The organism is Alcanivorax sp. NBRC 102024 (assembly GCF_001602235.1).
GTDB lineage: Bacteria > Pseudomonadota > Gammaproteobacteria > Pseudomonadales > Alcanivoracaceae > Alcanivorax.
In genome coordinates, this window is sequence record NZ_BDAS01000003.1 from 277,261 (window position 1) to 302,358 (window position 25,098).

Below are 25,098 nucleotides of genomic sequence, written 5' to 3' on the forward strand. Positions count from 1 at the left end.
TGCACCTATCCGGCGTCTGAATGGTGCAGTTCACCCTAGGCTCAGTGCACCCTACGAGACGCGAACACAGTTTCGGGGCAGGAAACCTGAGCATTCAAGTTTTGCACGTTAATCCTTGGTTGTCAGGGTTCAAAGACCGGGACCTGCAATAAACGTCGATAATAGCTGTCGCTCAACCAGGGCCGCCCGCTCAGCAAATGGTTGAGGTACCAGCGCTCCGGTTTCAGGTTTTCCGCCTGCCAGTCGGCGTTGGCAATATAAACCCAGGTGAGCACTTCACCGGCGCCGGTCTGCACCGGCAGGCATTCACGCCGGTAACGCACCGGGTGGCCCTCATAGGGATCCATTCGCTCGATTTCCTGGTGATCGCGCAAGCGGTACAACACCCCTTCCACGACCCCATCCGTCGGCACGATGTTGGCGTAGGCAATACCCTGCAGACCGTGGGCTCGCTTGTTGAAGGCCAGCGCCCACCCTTCCAGCCGCGCCGCCATGGAATCCCGATACTGCATCCCCCGCACCGCCATGCGGGACGGATTCATGTTCGAGCCATAGGCAAAATAATACTCACACTGCACACTCGCCTCCTGAAGAAGAATGCCACGATAAGCCGGTTATCTGCAGCGGCTTGCATGGCCGGCCCGTACAGGCTAACGTGAATTAACGGGCCGTGCAGAACGAACACTGTGTGTCGGGCTGGCGGCGCCAAGGACTTGTACCGGGAGGTGCCCATGACTCAGGCTCACCGGCAACACCCTGGCGGGAACAATGTGGTTCCTTTCTCTCCACGCCGCAAAGCGGCACAGCCCCCCATTTTGCGTCTCTCCCCGGAATACGATGGCATTGAGCTGTTGTACGCCAATGATCATCACCCGGATAAACTCTTCTCACTGAAAATTCTGGCCTGGGCCCGTCTCGCCAATGGCGACACTGTGGCCATGGTACCCTGGCTGAAAGAACCGGTGACCGCCATGGCCCTGGCGGATCCATTGAACGGCCGCTGGGAAGGTTACCGTCTTCCGGAAAGCGATTACCTTTTTATTGATGCCCCGGCACACAAGGTGCAGGAACTGGATGCGGCCATCAGCTTCTTCGGCACGCCCCAGCCTGGGCATCAGACGATTCAGGAAATTCCCGACACGATCGGCACCCACGCGGTATTTTCCGAGGATGACTTCCACACCATCAGCCTGATGGAAGTGGTGAGCTGGCAACTGTCCGCCGACGGGAGTCTGGCTGCCATGGTGGCGGAGGAAAATGGCTTGGTGGAAACCCCGGTCCTGCCAGGCGCCGGGTGTCTGATCCAGGCCCAGCAACTGCCGGACTTCCGCTACTTCTTCCAGCACGGCATCGCCAACAAACTCAAAGAACGAGATCCGGAGGCGCTGGCGGCGGTGGCAATGCTGGCAAGGAGTTGAAAGGCAGTTAATAGTTAACAGTGAATAGTGAACAGCTACGCGGATTGATCCGTGAGAGAATCCACAACACAAGAGGCCGCGCCCATGGCTTGAGCGCGGCCTCTTTGCGCTCAACTTTCAATGCGCTTGGGCGCGCAACTATTCACTGTTAACTATTAACTGTTCACTGCTTCTTCTTTATCCAATACACAAACAGCTCCCCCTCCTGCTCCTGCCCCAGCAGGGTGTGGCCAAGAAACTGACAGAACTTGGGAATGTCCCGTTCGGTGGACGGGTCGGTGGCACGCACTTCCAGAACCTCGCCGGGGTCCATGTCACGCACCTTGTTGTGCAGCATCATTACCGGTTCCGGACACAGCAGGCCGGTGGCGTCGAGGTGGTGTTGGGCATCGTGGCTCATGGAGTTACCTTTTTTGCGTTGCCAACAAGAGGCGCTTGCCAGAAAAAGGCGGCCATTATAACGGCTGTGCAGAGAATCGCAGCCAGCAGGAAATGGCCAGCATATCCCAGCCAGGCCGCACTGAAGCCGCTGGCCAGGGTAAAGGCCCCCACCGCAAACAACTGCACGGACGCCTGCATGGTGTAGTCACTTCCCTCATGGCCACTGCGGCAGTAGTCCATCATCAACACAAACAGGGCCACGGTGGAAAGGCCATCGGCGAACTGCTCGAAGAGCGCCACCGGCCAGATCCAATGATCCGCCGGGCTGCTGGCCACCGCCCACCAACCCAAAAAAGACAGGGCCTGCAACCCGGCAAACCCGAACAGGGCCAGTTTGCGCGACAGGCGCATCATCAACACCCCGGCCAGCGCCGCCCCGGCCAGCCCCACCAGGGATGACACCAGATCCAGACGACCGATGGCTTCCAGCGTCCATTGCCGGTCCACCAGAAAGGGTTTGATCATACGTGTACCAAAACCATCACCGACCTTGTAGCCCAGCAGAATGATCAACCAAACGGCCATACCCGGGCGCCACCAGAACAGGGTCAATTGCCGGCGCCACCAGCGTAACGTCACCGGTCGGCGGGGCCGGATCTGCTCCGGTGGTTCATGAAACCGCCAGACAACCAGCGCCACCAGCAACAGGGCAAGCATCAGGCTGGCCAGAGTACCCTGCCAGCCCCAGTGACCGACCATGATCAACAGGGCACCACTGCCGAGAATCATGCCAATCTTGTAGCCATTCACCTGAATACTGTTACCTAACCCACGCAGGTCCGGTGTCAGCAAGCGCGTGGCCAGGCCGTCAGTGGCGATATCCTGGGTGGCGCTGAACAGGTTGAGCAGGAAAAGTAGCACCACCAGCAACGCAAAGCCGGGCCCGAACAACCATTCGCGGGGAAACAGGGCAGTGACTGCCAACACCAGCATTACCGCAAACACGCAGGCAAGAATCCAGCGCTTGCGGTGATTGGGCTTGCCGCTGCCCCAGCGGTCCACCCAGGGCGCCCAGAGAAACTTCAGTGCCCAGGGCAGCGCCGGCAACGCCAGCAGGCCAATCCATTCCGGCGACAGGCCTGCGTCCCTGGCCAGGGCCGGCATGGACTTGCCCAACAACCCGGCGGGCAGGCCCTGGGCAAAGTAGAGCATGCCCAGAGTGACAAAGAGTGCCGGGGTGGCACGGGGGGCTGACATGATCAGTAATCCCGGTGGAAGGCGGCCCAGACGGTGATTTCCTCACGATCATAATAGAGCTGGGCAGCCTTGATCTCGGGTACACCCAGATGCTCATGACGTTCCATGGCAGCGGTCAGCTTTTCCAGCAATTGCCAGGCTTCCTGGAACCGGCGCTTCATGGGCAGCTTGAGATTGAACAGGGCAGCCCGCGACCAGCCCTGGGTAAGCCACTTTTCCATCTGCTGCAGGGTACGTGCCGGCTTGTCCACCACATCGCAGACCACCAGGTCCACACTGCTGCGGGGCCGCCAGGTAAAGGCATCACCATGAATATGCTCTACCGGGTATTCATCCAGCAGACGCCCATCGAGTTTGCCGTGATCCACTGCCTGAACCTTGATACCGCGCCTGGCCAGTTGCCAGCTCCAGCCTCCCGGCGCGGCACCCAGATCCACAGCCGTTTTCGCAGTGAGGCTGTCGGTGCTACCGAAAAAGCGCAGTAACGCCTCTTCCACCTTGAGGGCAGATCGGCTGGGCGCTTCGGCCGGCAGTTTCAGCCGCCGCACCCCGCCTTCGGCAAGCGGCACCGACGTCGGGCTGCTGGTCACCCAGCCATTGTGGGAATCACTAAAGAACAGATGTACCCGTTGCTGGGCATTGGCTTTCAACAGGCCGGCTTTTTTCAGGCGAGGTTCCAGCGCCTTGCGAAAGCCACGCAGAAACCGCTGCATTTCCCGGCCGTCGTTGGTGTCAGGGTGCTCCAGAAACACTTCACGGAAAGGCGCGGCCTGTTTCAGTAATGGCCACAGCTCGGCGATCCTGTCATCGCCGATATTCACAAACTGCCCCTCGGCCAGGCTCAGACTGCGGGCAAAAATCAGCCCACTCTGCAGCAGTGGAGCCATGGAGCCCTGCTGGCTGTGCCAGAGCACATAGCCGCTGTCCGGGGTGGTACGGGGATAACCGCCGACCATCTGCTCAGCCGCATGGTAATTCAGCTCCGCAGCCAGGTCGTTCTCGAAGCCGGGTCGGCACAACCCCAGCAGGGTTTCATCATGGGCGTGCTGCAAGTCACTGTGCATGTCGGTCTCGCGGTGGTTACAATGTGGCACATTGTCCTTATCACAACGGCTGGATCAATAATGAAAACAATATTGCCGCTGACCCTGGGCCTTGGCGCTGCCCTGCTCTCCCCCTTTGTACACGCTGAAGAGGAACTGGCGCCACCGGATGTGGATTTCTACGCCGAGGCACAGATGCTTCGCGCCGACCTGGCGCCCTACGGCTTTGATACCACCGACGGCCTGGATATTCGTCTGGGCATGTGGCTCAACAGCGTTGATATCGGTGGAGACTCTCGGCTGGGACTGGAGGCGGGCTTCCTGCGTCACAGCGAAGACTCGAACGGCCGTCAGTTTGAACGAGCCCCAGAATCCAACGAAACCCCGATTAATGGCACTCCTATCGACACTGTCCGAATCAACGAAGAGAACTCCCTTCGCCTTAACGGCATTACAGTGGGAGTTGTTTGGCAAACCAAACGCTGGGTCTATCTGAAAGGCGGTGCTTATATCTACGATTTCAAGCTCGAAAACCGTCAGCAACGGGCATTTCTTGACGATAATTCAGACACGGTTGCCAGCGTGAACGAAGCCCCAACGAACGACAGCCAAAGTGGTATCGCCCCTTATCTCGGCGTAGGCCTGGCCATCCCGGTTCTGGACAAGCTGTCCGTCACCGCGGATTACCGCCAAACGCAATTGGAATCCGAAAACTATGGCACCTTTGGTGTCGGGCTGCGTTTTTCCAACTGATTGGAAAACGCGGTTGGGGCCTTTGTTTGCAAGGCTCCAACCGCGCCACGCCTTTTCATCCCACAGCAGACCACCCTCTGCTGCTACTTCACAAACACCACGGTCTTGTTGCCATCCACGATCACCCGGTCTTCCAGGTGCCAACGGACCGCTCGCAGCATCACCTGACGCTCCACATCCTGCCCCAGCGATTTGAGCTCCTCGGCGGAATGGCGATGGCTTACCCGCTGCACGTTCTGCTCGATGATCGGCCCCTGATCCAGATCTTCGGTCACATAATGGCTGGTGGCACCAATCAGTTTGACGCCACGATCGTGGGCCTGCTGATAGGGATTCGCCCCCACAAAGGCCGGCAGGAAAGAATGGTGGATATTGATAATGCGGTGCGGGTGATGGGAAACGAAATCGCTGCTCAATATCTGCATGTAGCGTGCCAGCACGATCACATCCACCTGGCCCTCGAGCAGCGCCAATGCCTTGGCTTCCGCCTCGGCCTTGTTGTCGCCACTGACAGGAATATGGTGATACTCAATACCAAAGCGCTCCACTTCGCCGCGCAGGTCTTCATGGTTGCTGATCACCATGGGAATGGTGGCCGGCAAATCGCCCCGGGAGGTACGCCACAACAGGTCCATGATCACGTGGTCATGGCGTGACACCATCACCGCCATGCGCTTTTTCTCGCTGGCATAGCTGATTTGCCACTGCATGCCATAGGGTTCGGCAACCCGGCTGGCGAAGTTGTTACGCAGGGCCTCCCGGGAGCAGTCCAGCTCCGGCGTCTGGAATTCCAGGCGCAGAAAGAAGGTGCCGCCACGGGCATCGCTGGAATGCTGGTCGAAATCGGTGATGTTGGCACCGTGATTGAACAGAAAGGTACTGACGGCGCTGATGATGCCCGGCTTGTCCGGACAGGTCACCAGCAGGCGCGCCGTGTTGGCGTCTTGCACTGTCATTGCAGGTCCTGAATTAACGGGTCGGCACAAATTACTGACTGACGCCGAAGTGCTCCTTGCGGAAGCTGGATGGGGTCTTGCCCGTCCACTTCTTGAAAGCACGGTGGAAAGAGCTGGCCTCGCTGAAGCCCATCAACAGGGCAATTTCATCAATGCTCAGATCCGGCTTGGACAGGTAGTAGACCGAGGCATCCTTGCGAATGGAATCCTTGATCTCCTGGTAGCTGGTATTGGCCTCTTTCAGCCGCCGGCGCAGGGTTTGCGGCGTCATGTTGAGTTTACCGCAGATTTCCGTGAAATCGGGGAAACTGTTGCCGTATTCGTTGGAGATAATGGCCCGTATTTGCGCTGGCAGGCCCACATTGTGAATATTGCCGTTAAACAGCTGTGTCAGGGAATCCTTCAGGAACTTGGACAGGGACAACTCATTCTGCACCAGCGGCAGATCAAGAAAGTCGGCCCGGAAGGTCACCGAACTCTCGTCGGCACTGTACTCAATCGGGCAATCAAACAGGAAACGATGTTCTTCGTCGTTTCTCACATCGGTGTAATCCAGTTTCACCAGTTTCGGCTCAATGGCCTTGCCGACCAGCCAGCTCATGAAGCGCAGCCACACAAACAGGGAGGTCTCGATGATCACTTCCCGAAAATCCAGACGGGGGTCCGCGTGAACCACCAACCTGGCGATGTCGCCTTCTCGCGTAATGCGGGAATACATGCTCAGCTCGAACAAATCGTAAAAACGGATACCCCGCTCAACGGCTGCCCCCAGGGTCGGGCAATTGATGACCGCATGGGCCATCATGGAAAAGGTGCCGGGCTTGGATTTGCGCCCCTGGCCGAAACCGAGGAACTCGTCCTGGGTCTGCTGCATGATCAGCAGCATCATCTTGATAAAGGTGTCGCGCTCAATGCTCCCGTTCGGGTCATCGAGCAACTGTCGGGGAATGTCGCACTGATCCAACAGATCGGGAATGCTGGCACCAGACCGGGCCGCCCCCTGGAGCAATTTTACGACGCGATTGATATTGATTGTTCTGCGCTGGTACATCGACCGCCACCCTCACACCGCTGGCAATGCCAAAAAACGGCTTAACCGCTTATTCAGTATCCTGAAATGGTTACCCGTTCATCATTGTTGTCCAACGGGCTTGTCTCTCGAATCCTCAGCACGGAATCCGGGCCGTCAATAATAAAGAAACTCGCTATAATTGACATAGTGTTTACCCGGTCCGACCGTGCCATTGTACGTGGAAATAACAAAAATCGCCTTGACGCATCTTTCACCCTTGTTATCCACCCGTCATTACGTTACAAAATCATTCATGAATGTTCTCGTTGTCGAAGACAATAAAGCTGTCAGTCTGATCATTTGCCGCATCATTGAAGAGCTGGGCCATGAATATGTGCTGGCCGCCGACGGTGAGGTGGCGCTTCGCCTTTTTCGACAACGAAAGGTGGATCTGCTGATTCTGGATGTGGAACTACCGTCTCTGGACGGCTTCAGCGTCGCCCGGGAAATCCGCAACCAGAATGGCCATACTCCCATCCTTTTTATATCCGGCAACAACAGCGAATCCTATCGGCAACAATGCCTGGACGCTGGCGGCGAGACCTTGATGCCCAAACCCCTGCGACCCAGTGAATTGCGGCGCTGGCTGGAAATGGCTTTCAGCCAGTTAGCTGCCGGCAACCTTGCCCCCTCTGACGCCTCCGCCTGACCTCAGCCCTCATTGCCTAACGTCATTTGTCACCGCCAGACTGCGTAACCAGTGCCGCCCGCTCTCATCCACTTCCCGAGCCAGATTCAACACGCTGATACCCCGTAAACGAGCGCCTGAGACCAGCGAATAGGCCTCACGCTGGAGTTTCTCCATGGCCAGACGATGCTCAGCCGCCAGCTCGGTGGCGGGCGATGCCTGGTAAAGCCTGTCGAGCGCCAGCAAAATCTGCTCACTGAATCCCTTCAGACCGGGGTCCCGGCTTTCTGCAAGAAGCGCCAGATCATCGGCCACATCCTTCAACGCTTTCAAGGCATAAACGGCCTCACGAACCCGAGCCCGGAGCCGCTGGAGGCGCTGTTCCTGCCCCTCGGTCAGGGTCTGTTGAGCCAGCCGGTTGGCATAATCCGCCAACTGCATTTCCTGATCTGTTACCTGCTCATACTCCTCCAGGAAACGCGACAAGGAACGCCCCTGCAGGGGGTAACGGCAATAGTTGCGGACCCGCTCAATGAGACTGTCCGTCTCACGACTCAGCACCAGTAACGCCGGCTCCACCGATTGCGGGCTGATATCGGCAAACAGGTCATGATGTGCTCGCTTACCAATGTGTTTCTCAATCCCCTTTTCCATGGCGGCCAGAAACGGCGCGAACACGACGATCCCGATCAGGTTGAAACCGGTATGAAAGGCCACCAGGCCATATAACGGATCATTGACACCAAGCCAGGCCGCCACTTGTGGCCATACAGGCATCATCAGAGAAAACGCCATCAGGGCCGTTCCCACGTTATATAACACATGAAAGGCCGCCACCTGTTTCTTCTGCACGGAGCCCTTGATCGCGCCAAGCAACAAGGTACTCGTGGTACCCAGGTCCGCACCAATCACCAACGCGAGGGCTTCCGGCAAGGCGATCAAACCGCCATTGAGCGCCGATAGCGTAATCAACATGGCCGCCGACGACGACTGGATGATGGCGGTCAGCAGCACGCCGGCCAGCAGATATACCAGTGGTGGGTAACCCTGCAGCCAGCTCACATCAAAACGCTGGCCGACGCCTTCAACCGCCACCTTCATGGTATCCAGACCGAAAATCAGCAATCCGAATGCCAGCAAAAACAGGCCGCCAGAGCGCCACAGCCCTTTCGGCAAAAGCACGTAGCAAAGAGCACCTGCCCCCGCCAGTGGCAAGCTCACCGCAGAGAGCGAGAGTTTGAAACCCAGCAGTGTCACCAGCCAGCCGGTAACCGTAGTGCCCAGATTGGCACCCAGCATCACTGCCATGGCATGGCGCAGGGGAAGGACGCCCACCGACACGAATGCCAGGACCAGCAATCCGACCAGGGAGCTGCTCTGCATCACGGCAGTTATCAACGCACCTGCCACAACGCCTTTCAGCGTGGTGTTGGTGGACCGTTGCAGCCAGTGTGAGGCCTTTTCGCTGAAAAGGGTCTGCACCGCCTGCTCCACCAATTGCATGGCAAACAGGAACAACCCCAGCCCGGCAATCATGGTCAGCACACTGTTCATACCTGCAACTCAATCATGCGTTTTCATCAGTTCCCGGCGATAGTGCTCGATACACTGCAGGTCTTCACGGGGATATTCTGGTGCCAGCTCCTGAAGCGTAGACAACAACAACTGTGCCACAGCCGCTCTGGCACGGTGCTTGTCATCATTGGGAATAAGATGCCAGGGAGCATGAAGGGTATGGGTTGCCGTCAGGGTCTCATTGACCAGCGTTAGATAGGATTCCCTCGCCATCCAGCTTTCCACATCGGCGGGATCGAACTTCCAGCGCTTGCGAGGCTTGTCCAGTCGCTTCAACAGCCGGCGGCGCTGTTCTTCGCGAGAGGTGTTCAGCCAGATTTTGATGATCCGGGTGCCTTCCCGATGCAGATGTTGTTCGAACGCGTTGATGGCCTCATATTTCAGTGGCCAGTCATCACTACTGTGCTCGGTGACCGGCCATAACCGTTCGGCCAGTACCGATTCGTAATGACTGCGATTGAATGCCACCACTTCCCCCCTGGCCGGCAAATGCCGCCATACTCGCCAGAGAAAATCATGGTCCACCTCCTCACCCAGGGGGCGACTGAATCCATGCACCCGGAACGCGGCCGGATCCATTGCTCCGGCCAGGGTGCGAATCAAACTATCCTTGCCGGAAGCATCAAGACCCTGCACAACCAGCAGCACCCCATTACGCCGATTGGCAAACAGTCGCCGTTGGTATTCTTGCAGGCCGGCCAGTGCCGTATCCAGGCACGGCTCCGGAGAGTCCGGAAAACGTGTTGGCAAACTCTGCACGTTGAGGGTCGGTCCTGAGGGCCAACCAAAGCGGTCCAGTTCCATGCTGACTCCCTTGGGTATACCGTATTGAGCATAATGGGCAGCGTGATCTCGGGAGCCTCTGAATAACTCCTTGCATGCTCAGTCTTTCAGGCTGGGTCGCAATCCCCACTCGCAGAGCACAGAATGCGCGGTTTTGAAAGTGTATGTCCATCCACCGAAAAACCGCAACAACGAGTGCCAGTCAGCCTGGAAGCGCCGGCAGAAGATGCCTGAAAAGCATATCGGCCGCGCGAGTACGCATGGCGTGATCCAGAAGCCCCGCACGCAAACAGGAGATTTTCATGGAACCACGCATCAGCATGATCACCCTTGGCGTCAGGGATCTGACCACGGCGATCCGCTTTTATGAACAGGGACTTGGTCTGCCTCGCCGCCCCGGTCCCGACAATGCGCCGGTGGCGTTCTTTGAATTGAACGGCACCTGGCTGGGGTTGTTCGGTCATGACGACCTGGCGGCTGATGCCGGCGTTGGAGCAGCCGGTGAGGGTTTTCGGGGAGTGGCGATGGCACACAATGTGGAAAGCCCACAGCAGGTTGACCAGCTGCTCGCCCAGGCCCGTGAAGCTGGCGCACAACGGATCAAACCCGGCCAGCCCACCGACTGGGGCGGTTACGCCGGCTACTTTGCCGACCCGGATGGCCATCTCTGGGAAGTCGCCTGCAACCCGCACTTCTGGGTTGGACCTCGCTAGTATCAGCAACGGATAGACATAAAAAAGCCCGGCACAGGGCCGGGCTTTTTAACAGACGACATCCACGTTATTTGTAGATTTCGCCCTTTTCCGCTTTCTCCACCAGGGAAGCCGGCGGATTGAAGCGATCACCGTACAGCTTGGCCAGCTCCTGGGCACGAGCCACAAAACCGCGCAGGCCACCCTCATACTGGTTAATGTACTGGATCACGCCACCGGTCCAGGCCGGGAAGCCGATACCGAAGATGGAGCCGATGTTGGCGTCCGCCACGGATTCCATCACTCCCTCGTCAAAGCATTTCACCGCTTCAATGGCTTCCACGAACATCATCCGTTCCTTGATATCTTCGAACGGGATTTCCTTGTCACCACCAAAGGCGTCTTTCAGGCCAGCCCAAAGGTGCTTCTTGCCGTTTTCCGGGTATTCGTAGAAGCCCTTGCCCTGGGCTTTGCCCGGACGATTGAGCTCTTCGACCATTTTCTTCATGACCACTTCTGCAGGATGCTCCGGCGGCAGCTCTGTGCCTTCACGCTTGGCATCATCACGGGCTGCCTTGCCGATCTTCAGGGCAGTTTCCATGTTGATCTCATCGATCAGGTTCAGGGTGCCTACCGGATAACCCGCCTGCATGGCCGCCTGCTCAATGGACTGGGCGTTAATGCCCTCACCCAGCATGGCAATACCTTCGTTGGCAAAGGTGCCAATCACGCGGGTGGTGAAGAAGCCACGGGCATCGTTGACTACGATAGGGGTCTTCTTGATCTGCTGGCAGTAATCGTAGGTTTTCGCCAGCGCTTCCGGGCTGGTGTCCTTGCCGGAAATGATTTCCACCAGCGGCATCTTGTCCACCGGGCTGAAGAAGTGGATACCGATAAAGTTGTCCTGCTTCTTCACACCCTTGGCCAGGCCGGTAATCGGCAGCGATGAGGTGTTGGAGCCAAGCACGGCATCCGGCTTCACCACATCCTCGATTTCCTGGAAGACCTTGTGCTTCAGTTCGGTGCTCTCGAATACCGCCTCAATCACGAAGTCCACCCCTTCCAGATCCTTGGCATCCGCCGTGGCGTGGATCAGGGACAGGATTTGCTCTTTCTTCTCCTCGGTCATCTTGCCCCGGGAGATTTCCTTGTCGAGCAGTTTGCGGGAGTAGTCCTTGCCTTTCTCCGCGTTTTCCTGGGAGATATCTTTCAGCACCACCTGGGCACCACTGCGAGCGGTCACATAGGCGATACCTGCACCCATCATGCCCGCACCGAGAATACCGACTTTTTCGGCGCGGAATTTCGGCACATCCTTGGGACGGCTGGCACCGGCGTTGATCGCCTGCAGGTTGAAGAAGAAAGCGGTGATCATGTTCTTGGCCACCTGGCTGGTGACCAAGGACACGAAGTAGCGGCCTTCAATGGTGGAGGCATTATCGAAATCCACCTGGGCCCCTTCCACGGCCGCCGACATGATCGCCAGCGGGGCCGGGTAGTTGGCACCCTTGATCTGCTTTTTCAGGTTGGCCGGGAAGGCCGGCAGGTTCATGGCGAACTTGGGATTCTTGGGGTCGCCGCCGGGAATCTTGTAACCCTTCTGGTCCCAGGGCTGCTGGGCTTTCGGGTTGGCCTTGATCCATTCGCGGGCCTTGGCCAGCATCTCATCACGGTCGGCGGCCAATTCGTCGATCAGCCCCACTTTCTGGGCCTTGTCGGCTTTCATGCGCTGGCCCTGCATCAACACCTTCATCAGGCCGTCCTGGATGCCCAGCATGCGCACTACGCGGGTGACACCGCCGCCGCCGGGCAGCAAACCCAGGGTCACTTCAGGGAGACCGAACTGGGCCGATTTGTCGTTGATGGCAACACGGTGATGACAGGCCAAAGCGATTTCCAGACCACCGCCCAGAGCCGTACCGTTCAGGGCTGCCACAACCGGCTTGCCCAGGGTTTCCAGCACACGCAGCTGGCGCTTGATCTCGGTTACGTTATCCAGGAATACCTGGCCGTCTTCTTTTTTCGCCTTGAGCAGGTCACGCAGATCGCCGCCGGCAAAGAAGGTCTTCTTGGCAGAGGTGATGATGACGCCGGCAATGTTGTCTTTCTCTTTTTCCAGACGCTCTACGGTGGCGGCCATGGACTTGCCGTACAGCTCGTTCATGGTGTTCGCGGACTGATTGGGATCATCCAGAATCAGGGTAACGATGTTGTCCGCGTCCTGTTCCCAACGGATAGCAGTTTGTTCACTCATTTCATTTCTCCGAATTCGTTCGACGCGGTTTACAGACGCTCAATGATGGTGGCGATACCCATGCCACCGCCCACACACAGGGTGCACAGCGCGTACTTCTTGTCGCGACGTTCGAGTTCATCCAGCGCGGTGCCCAGAATCATGGCGCCGGTGGCACCCAGGGGGTGGCCCATGGCAATTGCACCACCATTCACGTTGGTCACATCCGGGGTGATATCCATGTCCTTCATGAAACGCATGGCCACAGCGGCGAACGCTTCGTTGATTTCCCACAGATCGATGTCGCTGGCCTTGAGGCCGGCTTTTGCCAGCGCCTTCCTGGCAGCCGGACCCGGACCGGTCAGCATGATGGTGGGATCCGCCCCGCTAATGGCGGTGCAGACAATGCGGCCACGGGCCTTCATACCGTAATCCTTGCCGACCTGCTCGTTACCCAGTACGACCATTGCCGCGCCATCCACAATGCCGGAAGAGTTACCGGCGTGGTGAACGTGATCAATCTTTTCCAGCCAGTGGTATTTCTGCAGCGCTACCGCATCGAAACCGCCCATTTCGCCCATCATGGCAAAAGAGGGATTCAGGCCCGCCAGGCCATCGGCGGTGGTGCCGGCACGGACATGCTCGTCACGATCCAGAACGGTCAGGCCGTTGAGGTCTTTCACCGGTACCACGGAATTGCCGAAGTAGCCTTTTTCCCAGGCAGTGGCAGCGCGCGCCTGGGATTCGGCAGCAAACTCATCCACATCACGGCGGGAAAAACCTTCGATGGTAGCGATCAGATCTGCACCGATGCCCTGGGGCACGAAACCGGTCTTGTAGTTGGTCACCGGATCCATGGCCCAGGCGCCACCGTCGGAGCCCATGGGAATACGGCTCATGGCTTCGACACCACCCGCCAGAATCAGGTCATCCCACCCGGAGGCCACTTTCTGGGCACCGGTATTCACCGCTTCCAGGCCGGAAGCACAAAAGCGGTTCAGTTGGTAACCCGCCACGGTATCCGGCAGGCCCGCAGCCAGCGCCGCAGTCTTGGCGATACAGGCGCCCTGATCGCCCACCGGGGTAACCACGCCCAACAACAGGTCATCAATACGGTTGGTGTCCATATTGGGAAAACGGGCTTTCACTTCATCGATCAGGCCGACCACCAGGTCCAGCGGCTTCACCGTATGCAGTGAGCCATCTTTTTTGCCCCGACCACGGGGAGTACGGATGGCATCGTAAATATAGGCTTCGGTCATGGAACCTTCCTCTTGCCTCAGGCAGATGTCAGCTCAGCTGACGGGTTGTGAAGGGCAGCACCTGTCTGTGCATGTGTTGGATCATGCGTGACAAAGTGACAGGTGCCGGCCAAATGTAGACCCGAGAGATTGCCCTACCCGCGCCCGTCACTCAATGACAGGAGTTAACAGCCGGGGTGAGCGGAACGGGCAGTGGTTAACCGCTTGATATGCAAGGTGTCTTAAGGGCCAATGCGGGGCGCCCCAGAGATGCTAAGGTCCGGACATTCGTTTCAGGAGAATTCGCTATGTCCCATAACACCGAGGTGCTGCGCTCCCTGGCCGCTTCCGCCCTGCAACAGGGCCGCGGCATTGCCAGCAAAGGCCACCGCAAGAACCCCCAGGAGCCCCTTGAACTGTATGACATGGAAGGGTGCCCGTTCTGCCGCCTGGTCCGTGAAGCATTGACGGATCTGGACTTGGATGTGCTGATTTTCCCCTGTCCCAAAGGGGGGGAGCGTTATCGTCCCCTGGTAGAACGCCTGGGTGGGCGCCAGCAGTTCCCCTACCTGATGGATCCGAATACCGGCGCTGCCCTTTACGAATCCGCGGATATCATCGACTACCTTTACCGGGAATACGGTGGTCGCCCGGCACCTCGCCGCTGGCTGGTACGCAGTTTGCGCACGGCAGCGGCGGTGTCCGCTTCCCTCCCCCGCGCGTCACGGGGCCTGCACGCCCTGGATAGCAAAACGCCGGAGCAGGCGCTGGAACTCTACTCTTTTGAGGCCAGCCCCTTCGCCCGCCTGGTTCGCGAACGCCTCACCGAGCTTCAGCTTCCCTACCTGCTACGCCAGTGCGGACGGGATCAGTGGCAGGACTGGGTATTGCCGCCGATGCGCCGGCGTCTTCTCAGTGACTATTCACCCCGTCAGCGAAACCGCATCGCTCTGATGGAGCGGGCCGGCCGTATCGCCGTTCCTTACCTGGTCGATCCCAATACGGGCACTGAACTGTTCGAGTCTGCGGATATTCTCGATTATCTGGACCAGACTTACGGCCGATAATGGCAATCCGGCGCATCAACAAATGGTGCGCCCAGGGAGCCTCTGAGTGACACCTTGCATGTCCCGTCTTTGAGGCTGGTCGCCCCTCGGCCAGGTAACCAGGGGCGTAATTTTGACGCTACCCCCCTCAAGGGGAATCGAGAGATGTCTGTCCATCAGCGTTTCATCTTCAACAGGCAACAGCGGGTGCGGGTCAGCCTTGAAGACCCGGAAAAGGTGAGCTGAAGGGCAGATCTGCGGCGCTTTGACACCGGGAAAGGGCGCCACCCTGTCCATCACCAGAAAATATAGCCCCTGCCCCCCCTTCACACCACGCGGAGCACACAAGGTGTTATTCAGGGGTTTCCCCCTTCTCCCCTCTCTGGATTAATGCTATATAAAGCACTGAGTACCCCTTTAATTCTGGAAAGAGAGCAGACCATGGGTCGTCGACATTTTGATGACTATGAACCGGACGATTGGAAAGAAGAGCACAAGCGCGCCGAACGTGAACGTCGCAAACGCGATGCCAAGCGACATCGGCACGATTCAGAGGAAAAAAGTGAATCACGCGACGGTCGCGATTCACGCCCTTACTGAAACGCGTTTCTTCCCCTGAGGCATTCGCCTCATGGTCTGAAAACCGGGCTTCACGGATGAGGCCCTGGTTCCCCCTTTTTGACTAATTATCACCGTAACGGCTGGCAAGGGTGGTCAATGCGGCGGCGGTTTTTGCATCCGACTGCAGTTTGAAACCGCCACGCCAATGCCCATTGGGTAAATAATCATGCCAGCGGGGCTCCGCCATCACCGTCAATTCACGGCAACCCGATAAAGTCAGGGGTAATTGCAGCAGCAGCGGCTGGCAGCCTTGTGGCGGCGTGCCCCGACCGGTCAGGCAAAGCCCTTCATCGGTCAGATTGAGAACATGCCCCACGGGCTGTCGGTGGATGGAAGCCTGCACATTGAGTCTCAGTCGAGGCCTGCGGAAACGTCGTCGCTCCATAACTACCTCTCGGGAAGGGGCTCACTGCCAGTTTCTGCCCGCTTTGTGTACCATGCAAGCATGAACTAACGGGTTTTGTGGAGCAGTCCCATGGCCACCAATGACGATGATCTGTTCCGCCAGGAAATGGCGGATGTGACACCGATCAAGCCGGATAATCGGGCAACTCTGCCCCGCGCCAAGCGACCGGACAGCCTGCGCGAACAGCTTCGCCGCGCCGCAGCCATGGATGATCGCAAGGACAACAATCCCCTCACTGTACCTGAACAGGTTCCTCCCGTTGGCCCCACCGACATAGTCGGTGTGAAGAAAAACGGTGTTCAGGAAGGGGTTTACCGTAAATTACGACTGGGAAAGTACGACGCCCAGGACGTGCTGGACCTGCACCGGGTACGTTTGATGGACGCCCGAGACCGGGTGCAGACTTTTCTTGTGAAAGCCCACGAGCAAGGCCTGCGTTCCGTCCTGATCAGTCATGGCAAAGGCGTGCACAGTGAACGCCCGGGCTTTCTCAAAAGCTATGTCATGCATTGGCTTGAGGAAAGCCATCTGGTCCTTGCCTATCACTCCGCCCCCCAGAATCAGGGCGGCAGTGGCGCCACCTATGTGCTGATACGGAAAAGCAGTCAGTCACGACAGCGTAATAGGGAATTCTTTATGGAGGCGGGAAAGCAACAGAGATAGTGAATAGTTAACAGTGAACAGTTAATAGCGCGCGTGCCTGCGCATCCCTGTCTGAAATGCAAGAGGCCGCGTCCATACTCAGGGCGCGGCCTCTTGCGCTCACGAAACAGATAACCTGCTTCGCGAAACTATTCACTATTCACTGTTAACTGTTAACTACCCTACCGCCTTATCCGGTTGATCCCGTTGATCGCTGCCACCCGATACGCTTCTGCCATGGTCGGATAGTTGAAGGTCGTATCGATGAAATACTCCAGGGTGTTCAGCTCACCGGGCTGGCGCATGATTGCCTGACCCACGTGCACGATCTCCATGGCTTGATAACCAAAGCAATGAATGCCCAGCACGGCCAGGGTTTCCCGGTGAAAGAGGATTTTGAGCATGCCCACTCGCTCACCGGTAATCTGTGCCCTGGCCAGATTGCGGAAGAAGGCCTGCCCGACTTCATAGGGGACTTTGGCTTCGGTGAGTTCCTGCTCTGTGCGCCCCACGCTACTGATCCCCGGGATGGTATAAATCCCGGTGGGCACATCGGTCACTTGCCGCACTTCATCTCCGGCGATGGCCGCCGCGCAGAAACGCCCCTGATCGTAGGAGGCACTTGCCAGTGAAGGCCACCCCACCACATCACCGACGGCATAGATCCCGTCGACTTCTGTCTGATAACGCTCATTAACCTGCAGCTGACCACGGCTGTTGGCTTTCAGGCCAACGGTTTCCAATCCCATGTCCTGGGTGTTACCGGACCGGCCGTTACACCACAGCACGGCATCCGCCCGCAGTTTCTTGCCGGACTGCAGCTCCAGAGTGACACCATGATCATCGGCGACAACCCGCTTGTATTCTTCATCCTGACGAATCGTGCAGCCCTGCTCACGCAAGTGATAACTCAGCGCGTCAGAAATTTCTGTATCCAGAAAGTCCAACAGATGCTGGCGTGAATTCACCAGATCGACCCGAATCCCCAGCCCGGTAAAAATGCAGGCATACTCCGACCCGATCACTCCGGCCCCGTAGATAATGATATGCCTTGGGGTATGGTCCATGGTCAGAATCGTATCGGAGTCGTAAATCCGTGGATGGTCGAAATTCACGTCATCCGGGTGATAGGGCCTTGAGCCGGTGGCGATGACCACATTACGGGTTTTCAGCAGATGCAGTCGCCCTTCCCGATCCTGCACTTTCACTTCGTTGTTGCTGAGCAGCTCTCCCCGCCCTCCGAATACGGTCACCCGGTTACGAATATAGAAATCCGTACGCACCTGGACCTGGGAATCAATCACTTCTCGGGTTCGGGTGATCAGATCCTGCCAACGGACCTCCCGGGGATTGAGGATGCCGCGCAGCAACGGATTGCGCTGGGTACGAATCACCTGGCGTACCAGGTGACGAAGCGCCTTGGAAGGGATCGTCCCCCAGTGTGTACAGTTTCCACCCAGAGATTTCTGATCCTCGACAATGGCCACACGCAGGCCTTTCTTTGTCGCCTGCATGGCCGCCGCTTCACCCGCCGGCCCACTGCCAATCACCACCAGATCCCAACCTGCACTGATATCCATTCACTTCTCCTTTCCACCACGCAACTATTATAGGCATGCCGCACAATGGGTACGAGTCAGACCAAAGCCGAGGTCTGGTCATAGCCATCGAGGCTGGCATGATGGGGATGAAGAAAGAGAGTGATTCAATCAAAAAAGGAGTCTGACATGGATGAGCGCAGAGAACACAAGCCCTCTCGGTTGGCCCGTGGTGGCAAGACAACAGGGCGTTGGCTGGTGACCCACCCCGTAGGGGCCTTGCAGATTCTGGCAGTACTGCTGTTGGCCATTATCGTGCTTCAGAATCTGGAGCCCACCAGCATCGATATCCTTTTCTGGACACTGGTGGACATCCCCAAACTGTTGCTTTTGCTGGCCAGCATGTTGGCCGGCGGACTGATCTGGGAACTATTGCGGCGAGGCCTGCTACGCCGTCGCAAAGCGTCGACGACGCCAGAACAGTAATAGCAGGCCGGAGAGCAGGCCAAGACTCCAGCTACCCGCGCTGTTGTCTTCCTGCTCACCCGGGTAGGTGATGGTGAATGTGGCCGCCGACGACGTGCTACCGCACTTGTCTTCCACTTCAAGAGTAAAGCGGTCCTTGAACGGGCTGAAGTTACTATCAGGGATATAGGTCACGGTACGCGCAACAGAATCGATGATAATCCCCGTACCCTGAGCACTGCCCGTCTCGCTATTCCGCTTAGTGAAACTGGGCTCATCCCTGATTCTAAGGGTTGCCCAATTGATGGAATTTTCGTCGCCATCAGGATCCTCAGCGGTAATCTTGAAGGTCACCGACTCTCCAGGACGGCTGCCTCGGGTCTGGCCAGTGATACTGGGTGCCTTGTTGGTGATGCTCATACTCACAGAAGCATCGGAGGATTGCTGAGCCGGGGTTGCACTGTCTTCAAAGTTGTAAAGGAAAAACAGACGGGGCGTGTCTGTCTCATCATCTTCGAGAGCTTCACAAACCGCATCCTTAGTGGGGTCTACCGAGTCAGGAATGAAGCCCTGGTTTGAAGGAGTGAACAGAACGATACAATTCTTTGCCACATCCCCATCTTCATACTCGTCCGGGTTGCGATTGATAAAACGCTGGGGCAGCGGCTCGCCACATTTCACATCGTAGCCATCCACGGATTCGCTATAAAACTCCCAGACAAATTCGATGGTCGTGCCATCAGCCTGGGTGCCACTCCCGCCCAGAACATAACGATCTGTGGCCGGGTCATACGTGTAGGAGCCGGCGGCCGGGTTCACTTCTTCGTCCTCGCCAACCACATCAAGCTGTGCCGGAGTGAAAACGAAACGGTCATTCAGGAACACATCGTTTTCATCAAGGAGCTGGATCTCAGCGCCATCGCTGGGCAAATCATTCTCAAAAATGTCGACCAGAACGCGGCGATCTGGCGCGCGCTGGTTATTAGCCTCATCATCTGAAGCAGTAATTTGTTGATACTCGAATGCCCCCCGGTCACAACGCCCCCCGGACGTTCTGGCAATACCGCGCAAGTCCGTCGCGCGACAGCGCAGCGGGGTCGATGTACCGGATTGCAGATCGTCTTCATCGTTGCCGGCATCAATGATCAATGGATCGCTCAGGTCCTCAGCAGCAAGGTACGGGGGCGTATAATCCGTTGAAGTGCCTGCCTCACCATCAAGGTCAGTGGACATGCCCGCGTTTCCACCTGCCCCATCATCATTGTTTTCAGCTGTACCACTTGCAACACAGGCAGCGTCGGAAAACAGGTTATACAGGCTATCGCGCAATTCCCCGGTACCTGTCGAACAACTGGTGCCGCTGGCAGCCACAATGCTGTTAGCCAGACTGACCGAGGCTTCAGAATCACCTAACTCAATGCCATTCCCCGGAGCATTATTCACAAAAGTCAGATTCATCAGGCGAACATTGATATCAACGCCCCCCAGATCCAGAGCCGACCCCTGCGGTGCACTGTTATTCACAAACGTAGAGTTGGAAAAAGCTATGAAATTCCCGGTGGGAACATTCAAATCAAAGGCTCCGCCCTCAGTACCGGCACTATTGTTTTCAAACGTGGTGTCCACAGCGGCAAACCGGAAGCTCTCCCCATTCTGCGCCGTGGTTGCCATAACGCCACCGGACAGCACCGCCTCATTCCCGGTCACATAGGCACGGTTGAAGGACACCTGTTTTTCATTGCCGGCATTGGCCCGCACATAGATCACCCCACCAGCACGATCTGCCCGGTTGTTCTGGAGAACAACCCGGTCAAATACCACCGAGCCACCGGTAATGATGGCTCCACCGAATCCCTGATCACCAACAGGCGTCGCTCCTGGTACGGAGGCATTGCCATCTTCCAGCGTCAGATAGCGAAACGCCACGCTGGGGTGCCCGTTACTCACCGGTGCCCGAACCTCAAACAATCGGCTCTGTCCATCGCCGATGATGCGGGTGATGGTATCCTCATCCGCCGGGTCCGCATCGTCCGCATTGCGAACCCCTTTGCCCACCAACTCCACACTGCCACCTTGGATCAACAGCGTATCCACCAGCTGGATTTCCCCCGCAGGCAGGAGAATGCGATCTTCGCCTTTGGCGCCAAATTCACAATCCGGGCTGCTGAAAGTGGCGGCATTTGCCAAGGCTTCACGCAGTGTGCAGAGGCCATCATTGGGAATCGGCGGGTTATGATCCAGCAGGGAGTTCACCTCGATATCCGCTGCCAGTGCCGTGTTCGATACAGTCATCGCACAGGCAACGATGCCTGCACGCCAACGACGCAGTAATCCACCTACAACCAGCATCAGCAGAGTCAGAGCCGGCACGGAACCACCACTGCTTCCATCCAGAATACTCTTGGACTCCGTCAAACCAGTGGCTGGCTCGGCAACAAAATTAACATCTTCGCCAATTTGCAGGCCAAGATCCGTTCCACCTGCAAAGGCTTCTGCTACCACCACGTATGCCAGACTGTCCACACCATGAAAACTGCTGGCAGGGGTATAACGGACACGCGGGTATCCCTGATCATCGATTTCCACCGATGCCATGCCACGCTCGGGCGCAACAATAATTGTCATGCAGCGATTGAGCACTTGCTGCTCCAGGCAGACCTCATCACTGGCGGCACAGGTGCCCTCATCAACAATGATCGGCTCAAGACGACCGCAATCCACCCGAGTGTCGTTCATGTCATTGCTCAGCACGTCACCCAGCACGGTTCGCCCGCTAATCAACTCAACCTCATCCGGTTGCGCCAGCGCACGAAGGAATTCCACTGCGCCCACATCACAACGCCCCCCGGCACCACCACGGGACTCACCACGCATGTCTTCTTTGGCACACTGGTCGACGGTTTCCGGGTTTCCGCGGTCAAACAGACTGGGAGTGGCCGCCGACATTGCAGGATCCAGGCCGGCAGGCTCCGGATTGGGCAGAAAGCCCGGGAAGTTCCCGCCCAGCTCGTCGGCAGGGATAGGCATACAGCTTCCCTGACCGGTGCCGGTGCAGACGCGACGAGAGCCGGCCGTCTCATCCCAGCCGAGCAGCACCTCTGCCGAGGCACCGTTGGGATCGGATGTGACCGGTGTTCCCTCTGTCTGCTCACGGGGCAAGGGGCAGGCGGCATCGTCAGTAATGGTGTAGAGCAGCCTGGCGTCAGCGTCGTCTGTACCATCCAGGGCCGTTCCCGCACACGCACCACTGCTGTTACCCACCATCACAGTATTGACAATAAAGGCGGTGCTGGTCGGTTCCGGTGGATCCGTTTCCGGGTCTTCCGGAACGTCCAGCTCCGCCTCGTCCAGGTAAAGCGCCAGGCCATCGTTAAAGGCAAGGGTCATGTTTTGCATGACCAGTTGATGCTTTGGCGCCACCAATTGAATCACGCCACCCACATTGTTAGTGATGGTGCCATTGGTCAGATCAACGGCCATCGTGTTGTCTTCATCGCCATCCAGATAGAACAGGCCGCCATCGGACTGGGACTCATTCCCTGTCATGTAAAACCGATGGCCGGTGATCTCACCGGCAAACTCGGCAGACGTGGCGATCACAGCTCCGTTGCCGCTGGCCACATTATCCTCGAAGAGAGCGCTTTCCGGGAAAACCAGGTTGGCGCCTTTATCGAGGTAGATCGCGCCGCCGTTGACTGCCTGGCCGCCGCGCAACTCCAGATTCTCCGAGAAGCCAAGACCACCATTGGCCAGAATCAATCCCCCGTTTCTGTCTGCCGGGTCGACTTCGTTATTGGCTGAGCCATCCTGCAAAACAAGATTGCCGAGAGTCAGGGAACCGCGATCCAGGCGGAACAAGCGGCTATTGCCGGCGGCAGAGATAACAGGCTTCTCTTTTTCTTCCGGCTCTTCAAAGGTGTCGAGAAACACATCGACCCTGATGTTGGGGGAAATGGCAGTGTCATCACCTTCCTCAAGATCGACCGGCACTTTCACAACGATATCAATCAGCTCACAATCAGCCGGAATGTCTTCAGTACATTCGGGGTCCAGAATTTGTTTTGTTTGATCAACAAGCTTGACTTTCAGCCCCCCCACGGGAAGCTCCCCCTCCGTCAACAGATAGGTCTCACCCTCAAGCAAGCGAATGGTGTCGTTACCCGTGCCTGCCTCGCAGGCGCCGACAGAAACCTGGTAGTTGATGGCATAGATAGCTTCACGCAAGCTGCAAAGGCCACCGCTCGATTGCGGCGTCACCTTGTAATAGCTGTCTTCCGGTGAGAATTCGGGGGCATCAGTTTCATCGTAGACAACACGTTCCACAGAAACCGCCACATCATCCGTGGTCTCGATCTTGTAGACAGTGGCCTGGGAAGAGGCGGCCGCGAGAATAAGGGCGCAGCCAACAAGGGATTGCCAAAGCGCGATGTGGCGCATGTTGTGCTCCTGCAGGCTTTTTTGTGCCTGGCGTTATTGTTCTAATCTGGATCCAAAGTCCGGCGATACACGAACCACCGAAAACGTAACCTGATGTAAGCAAACATCAATATACCGGTTACTTGCGTATCAAACTGTTGCTTCTTCGTTAAGCGCCCCTTTTTACCACCCCAGCGCATCCTTGACAAAGGGAATAGTGACCGAGCGTTGTTGCGCGAGGGCCATCCGGTCAAGACGGTCAAGCAGCGCCATCAGCGCACCGGGGCTTCTTTCACTGCGCATGGCAATATAGTGAGCAACATCCTGCTCGATTCTCAGTCCACGGGCTCTGCCTCGCGCCTGCAACAGGGCCTGCAGGTCCTCATCAACCAAAGGGGATATTCTGTATACCGGGCCGGCGGCCAGCCGGGTGGCCAGATCCGGCAACAACAGGCCTGCGGCAGTCGGGGACGCATCAGCGGTTACCAGCAGGCGCCCTCCCCTCGCCATCAGACGGTTGTAGAGGTGAAACAGGGCTTCTTCCCAGGCCGCATCACCTGCAAAACGCTGGCAGTCATCCAGCGCCAACAGATCAAACTGTTCCATGGACTCCAGCACCGCCGGGACCAGAGGTATCAGCTCGCTGGCAGGCAGCAGACAGGCATCCATCCCTTGCTGCTGGGCCAGGCGAACGGCCCCTTCCAGCAGATGACTTTTGCCCTGTTGTGCCCCCCCCCAGACAAAGGCCTGGCGGTCATCGCCCAGTACCACTTCACGGACACCGGCCAGCACAGCCCCATTGGGCCCGGGAAGGAAGTTCGACAAATCATTTCCCTCACGCAGTTGCAGCGCCAGGGGCAGCTGTGCGCTCATGAATCAGGAGCGCCAGCAGTAGCGCCACTGCGGCCCGGCGACCGCATCGTCCGGACAGGGGCGCAATTGACGGGACAGCTCCAGCAAACTGCGGAGTTGGGAATCGCTGGCACCGAAGTCCAGGCCGAAGGTCACACCCTGATCTGACACCTGCACCAGTGACACGGACCGCATGCCGCTCAGCCCGGCCAGAAAGCCCTGCAACTGGTGCCAGTCTGCCAGCGCGTCCACCCGCTCAACCTCCAGCAGGGTAAGCCCCCGGGACGCACTGCTGGCCACCGAATAACGCTGGGCGAGCTGGTCAGTGACCGCATCCACCAGCGTCTTCACAGCCTCCCCGGCGGACGCGCTTTCCTCGCGGCCCTGATCCAGAGTCTTCTGGTCTTGCAGTACACGCCAGCTGACCTTGGTCGGCGAGCCTCGATACATCACGGCAGCGACCACCAGTTCATGGGGATAACGCTCGGAAGCGGCGAGTAACTGACCATCGAAACGGCCACGGATATCCGCCACGGTAACCGCACTGCGGTCCTGGCTATCCCATTCCGGCACCACCAGGGACAACCCCCGCCGCCTGGCTTCGCCGACCAGTGTCTCGCGCAGGGCATGATCGCCGGCCACCAGTTCACCGCGCCCGGCGCCTTGATCCACCAGCCATATCAGTACCTGGGGACGCGGAAATCCCCAGACCGAAGCACCTTCCGAGGCCATGAAATCCATCAGCCCCCGGGTGTCATAGCGGATCACCAGGTTGTCGCCGTCATAATCGTAACGGGTCACCCAGCGGTCCAGCTGGGCCAGTGCCTGCTCTGTCACTGGCTGATCAAGCACCTGCTGCTTGCCACTCAGCCGTACCAGCATATCCCTGAGCCCCTGCTGCAAGGCCTGCTGGCGCTCGCTGTCGCCACGGCCATCCACGGACTGCACAACCGTATTCAGGGACTCTGCCCGGGCCACCAGACACAATCCCAACAACAATGCCACGATTCCAAGAAAACGCATGACCGCCCATTCCAACCTGAAAATTCAAGCGCGCTATTATCACTTATTCCCTCCCAC

The 25,098-nt window shown here is 57.8% G+C and carries 23 protein-coding genes; 8 read left to right on the plus strand and 15 right to left on the minus strand.

All coding sequences use genetic code 11. The features are described from left to right. Positions 1-122: 122 nt before the first annotated feature. Positions 123-578, minus strand: coding sequence for a gamma-glutamylcyclotransferase family protein (locus A0251_RS07555; protein WP_062816239.1), 456 nt, complete (start codon positions 576-578; stop codon positions 123-125). A 153-nt stretch (positions 579-731) separates the two neighbouring features. Between A0251_RS07555 and A0251_RS07560 the strand changes: the two genes are divergently transcribed. Continuing rightward, positions 732-1,418, plus strand: a complete 687-nt coding sequence (locus A0251_RS07560; RefSeq protein ID WP_062816240.1) for a hypothetical protein — start codon at positions 732-734, stop codon at positions 1,416-1,418. A gap of 163 nt (positions 1,419-1,581) precedes the next feature. On the opposite strand, the gene tusA is transcribed toward A0251_RS07560, so the two are convergent. Genes tusA through rlmM form a run of 3 tightly spaced genes read right to left on the minus strand, consistent with a single transcriptional unit; the run spans position 1,582 to position 4,120 of the window. Beyond that, positions 1,582-1,818, minus strand: a complete 237-nt coding sequence (tusA, locus tag A0251_RS07565; protein ID WP_062816241.1) for a sulfurtransferase TusA — start codon at positions 1,816-1,818, stop codon at positions 1,582-1,584. Further along, a complete protein-coding gene (locus A0251_RS07570) occupies positions 1,815-3,056 on the minus strand; it encodes an MFS transporter (protein ID WP_062816242.1) in 1,242 nt (413 codons plus the stop codon). Before A0251_RS07570 ends, tusA begins: the two co-directional genes overlap by 4 nt. 2 nt (positions 3,057-3,058) lie before the next feature. Beyond that, positions 3,059-4,120 carry a 23S rRNA (cytidine(2498)-2'-O)-methyltransferase RlmM gene (gene rlmM, locus A0251_RS07575; RefSeq protein WP_062816243.1) on the minus strand — a complete coding sequence of 354 codons (1,062 nt, stop codon included), beginning with the start codon at positions 4,118-4,120 and terminating at the stop codon, positions 3,059-3,061. Positions 4,121-4,180: 60 nt separating this feature from the next. Between rlmM and A0251_RS07580 the strand changes: the two genes are divergently transcribed. Further along, positions 4,181-4,852 carry an outer membrane beta-barrel protein gene (locus A0251_RS07580; RefSeq protein WP_062816244.1) on the plus strand — a complete coding sequence of 224 codons (672 nt, stop codon included), beginning with the start codon at positions 4,181-4,183 and terminating at the stop codon, positions 4,850-4,852. 83 nt (positions 4,853-4,935) lie between these two features. On the opposite strand, the gene purU is transcribed toward A0251_RS07580, so the two are convergent. Both purU and A0251_RS07590 read right to left on the minus strand, forming a co-directional pair. After that, positions 4,936-5,808 (minus strand): formyltetrahydrofolate deformylase, encoded by an 873-nt coding sequence (gene purU / locus A0251_RS07585; RefSeq protein WP_062816245.1) that lies wholly within the window; start codon positions 5,806-5,808, stop codon positions 4,936-4,938. Between the two features lie 31 nt (positions 5,809-5,839). Further along, the gene (locus tag A0251_RS07590; protein ID WP_062816246.1) at positions 5,840-6,859 is read right to left on the minus strand and encodes an AraC family transcriptional regulator; all 1,020 of its coding nucleotides are present in this window, start codon (positions 6,857-6,859) and stop codon (positions 5,840-5,842) included. Between the two features lie 274 nt (positions 6,860-7,133). On the opposite strand from A0251_RS07590, the gene A0251_RS07595 reads away from it, so the two are divergent. Next, the gene (locus tag A0251_RS07595; RefSeq protein ID WP_062816247.1) at positions 7,134-7,529 is read left to right on the plus strand and encodes a response regulator; all 396 of its coding nucleotides are present in this window, start codon (positions 7,134-7,136) and stop codon (positions 7,527-7,529) included. A gap of 9 nt (positions 7,530-7,538) precedes the next feature. Here A0251_RS07595 and A0251_RS07600 read toward each other — a convergent pair whose 3' ends face one another. Both A0251_RS07600 and A0251_RS07605 read right to left on the minus strand, forming a co-directional pair. Then, positions 7,539-9,062: a Na/Pi cotransporter family protein gene (locus A0251_RS07600; RefSeq protein ID WP_062816248.1), complete on the minus strand. Its 1,524-nt coding sequence runs from the start codon at positions 9,060-9,062 to the stop codon at positions 7,539-7,541. A gap of 9 nt (positions 9,063-9,071) precedes the next feature. Further along, positions 9,072-9,887, minus strand: a complete 816-nt coding sequence (locus A0251_RS07605; protein WP_062816249.1) for a polyphosphate kinase 2 family protein — start codon at positions 9,885-9,887, stop codon at positions 9,072-9,074. Between the two features lie 281 nt (positions 9,888-10,168). Here A0251_RS07605 and A0251_RS07610 point away from each other — a divergent pair, with 281 nt between their 5' ends. Next, entirely contained in the window at positions 10,169-10,579 is a 411-nt protein-coding gene (locus A0251_RS07610; protein ID WP_062816250.1) for a VOC family protein, read from the plus strand. 67 nt (positions 10,580-10,646) lie between these two features. Here the strand turns inward: A0251_RS07610 and A0251_RS07615 are convergent, their stop codons facing one another. Beyond that, positions 10,647-12,812, minus strand: coding sequence for a 3-hydroxyacyl-CoA dehydrogenase NAD-binding domain-containing protein (locus A0251_RS07615; protein ID WP_062816251.1), 2,166 nt, complete (start codon positions 12,810-12,812; stop codon positions 10,647-10,649). A gap of 29 nt (positions 12,813-12,841) precedes the next feature. Next, positions 12,842-14,053: an acetyl-CoA C-acetyltransferase gene (locus tag A0251_RS07620; protein ID WP_062816252.1), complete on the minus strand. Its 1,212-nt coding sequence runs from the start codon at positions 14,051-14,053 to the stop codon at positions 12,842-12,844. Positions 14,054-14,340: 287 nt separating this feature from the next. Here A0251_RS07620 and A0251_RS07625 point away from each other — a divergent pair, with 287 nt between their 5' ends. Further along, positions 14,341-15,099: a glutathione S-transferase N-terminal domain-containing protein gene (locus A0251_RS07625; protein WP_062816253.1), complete on the plus strand. Its 759-nt coding sequence runs from the start codon at positions 14,341-14,343 to the stop codon at positions 15,097-15,099. 420 nt (positions 15,100-15,519) lie between these two features. Beyond that, positions 15,520-15,678: a hypothetical protein gene (locus tag A0251_RS17385; protein ID WP_156478260.1), complete on the plus strand. Its 159-nt coding sequence runs from the start codon at positions 15,520-15,522 to the stop codon at positions 15,676-15,678. An 82-nt stretch (positions 15,679-15,760) separates the two neighbouring features. Here A0251_RS17385 and A0251_RS07635 read toward each other — a convergent pair whose 3' ends face one another. Next, positions 15,761-16,084: a hypothetical protein gene (locus A0251_RS07635; RefSeq protein WP_146063357.1), complete on the minus strand. Its 324-nt coding sequence runs from the start codon at positions 16,082-16,084 to the stop codon at positions 15,761-15,763. Positions 16,085-16,174: 90 nt separating this feature from the next. Between A0251_RS07635 and smrA the strand changes: the two genes are divergently transcribed. Then, positions 16,175-16,768: a DNA endonuclease SmrA gene (smrA, locus tag A0251_RS07640; RefSeq protein ID WP_062816256.1), complete on the plus strand. Its 594-nt coding sequence runs from the start codon at positions 16,175-16,177 to the stop codon at positions 16,766-16,768. 161 nt (positions 16,769-16,929) lie between these two features. Here the strand turns inward: smrA and sthA are convergent, their stop codons facing one another. Beyond that, positions 16,930-18,327 (minus strand): Si-specific NAD(P)(+) transhydrogenase, encoded by a 1,398-nt coding sequence (gene sthA, locus A0251_RS07645; protein WP_062816257.1) that lies wholly within the window; start codon positions 18,325-18,327, stop codon positions 16,930-16,932. Between the two features lie 147 nt (positions 18,328-18,474). On the opposite strand from sthA, the gene A0251_RS07650 reads away from it, so the two are divergent. Continuing rightward, entirely contained in the window at positions 18,475-18,771 is a 297-nt protein-coding gene (locus tag A0251_RS07650) for a hypothetical protein (protein ID WP_062816258.1), read from the plus strand. Here the strand turns inward: A0251_RS07650 and A0251_RS07655 are convergent. The 3 genes from A0251_RS07655 to A0251_RS07665 form a co-directional block, all read right to left on the minus strand. Continuing rightward, the gene (locus A0251_RS07655) at positions 18,733-23,187 is read right to left on the minus strand and encodes a choice-of-anchor Q domain-containing protein (RefSeq protein WP_062816259.1); all 4,455 of its coding nucleotides are present in this window, start codon (positions 23,185-23,187) and stop codon (positions 18,733-18,735) included. The two genes, A0251_RS07650 and A0251_RS07655, sit on opposite strands and share 39 nt — an antisense overlap. A 162-nt stretch (positions 23,188-23,349) precedes the next feature. Continuing rightward, a complete protein-coding gene (gene hda / locus A0251_RS07660) occupies positions 23,350-24,039 on the minus strand; it encodes a DnaA regulatory inactivator Hda (protein WP_062816260.1) in 690 nt (229 codons plus the stop codon). Positions 24,040-24,042: 3 nt separating this feature from the next. Continuing rightward, positions 24,043-25,041, minus strand: a complete 999-nt coding sequence (locus A0251_RS07665) for a DUF2066 domain-containing protein (protein ID WP_062816261.1) — start codon at positions 25,039-25,041, stop codon at positions 24,043-24,045. Between the last annotated feature and the right edge of the window lie 57 nt (positions 25,042-25,098).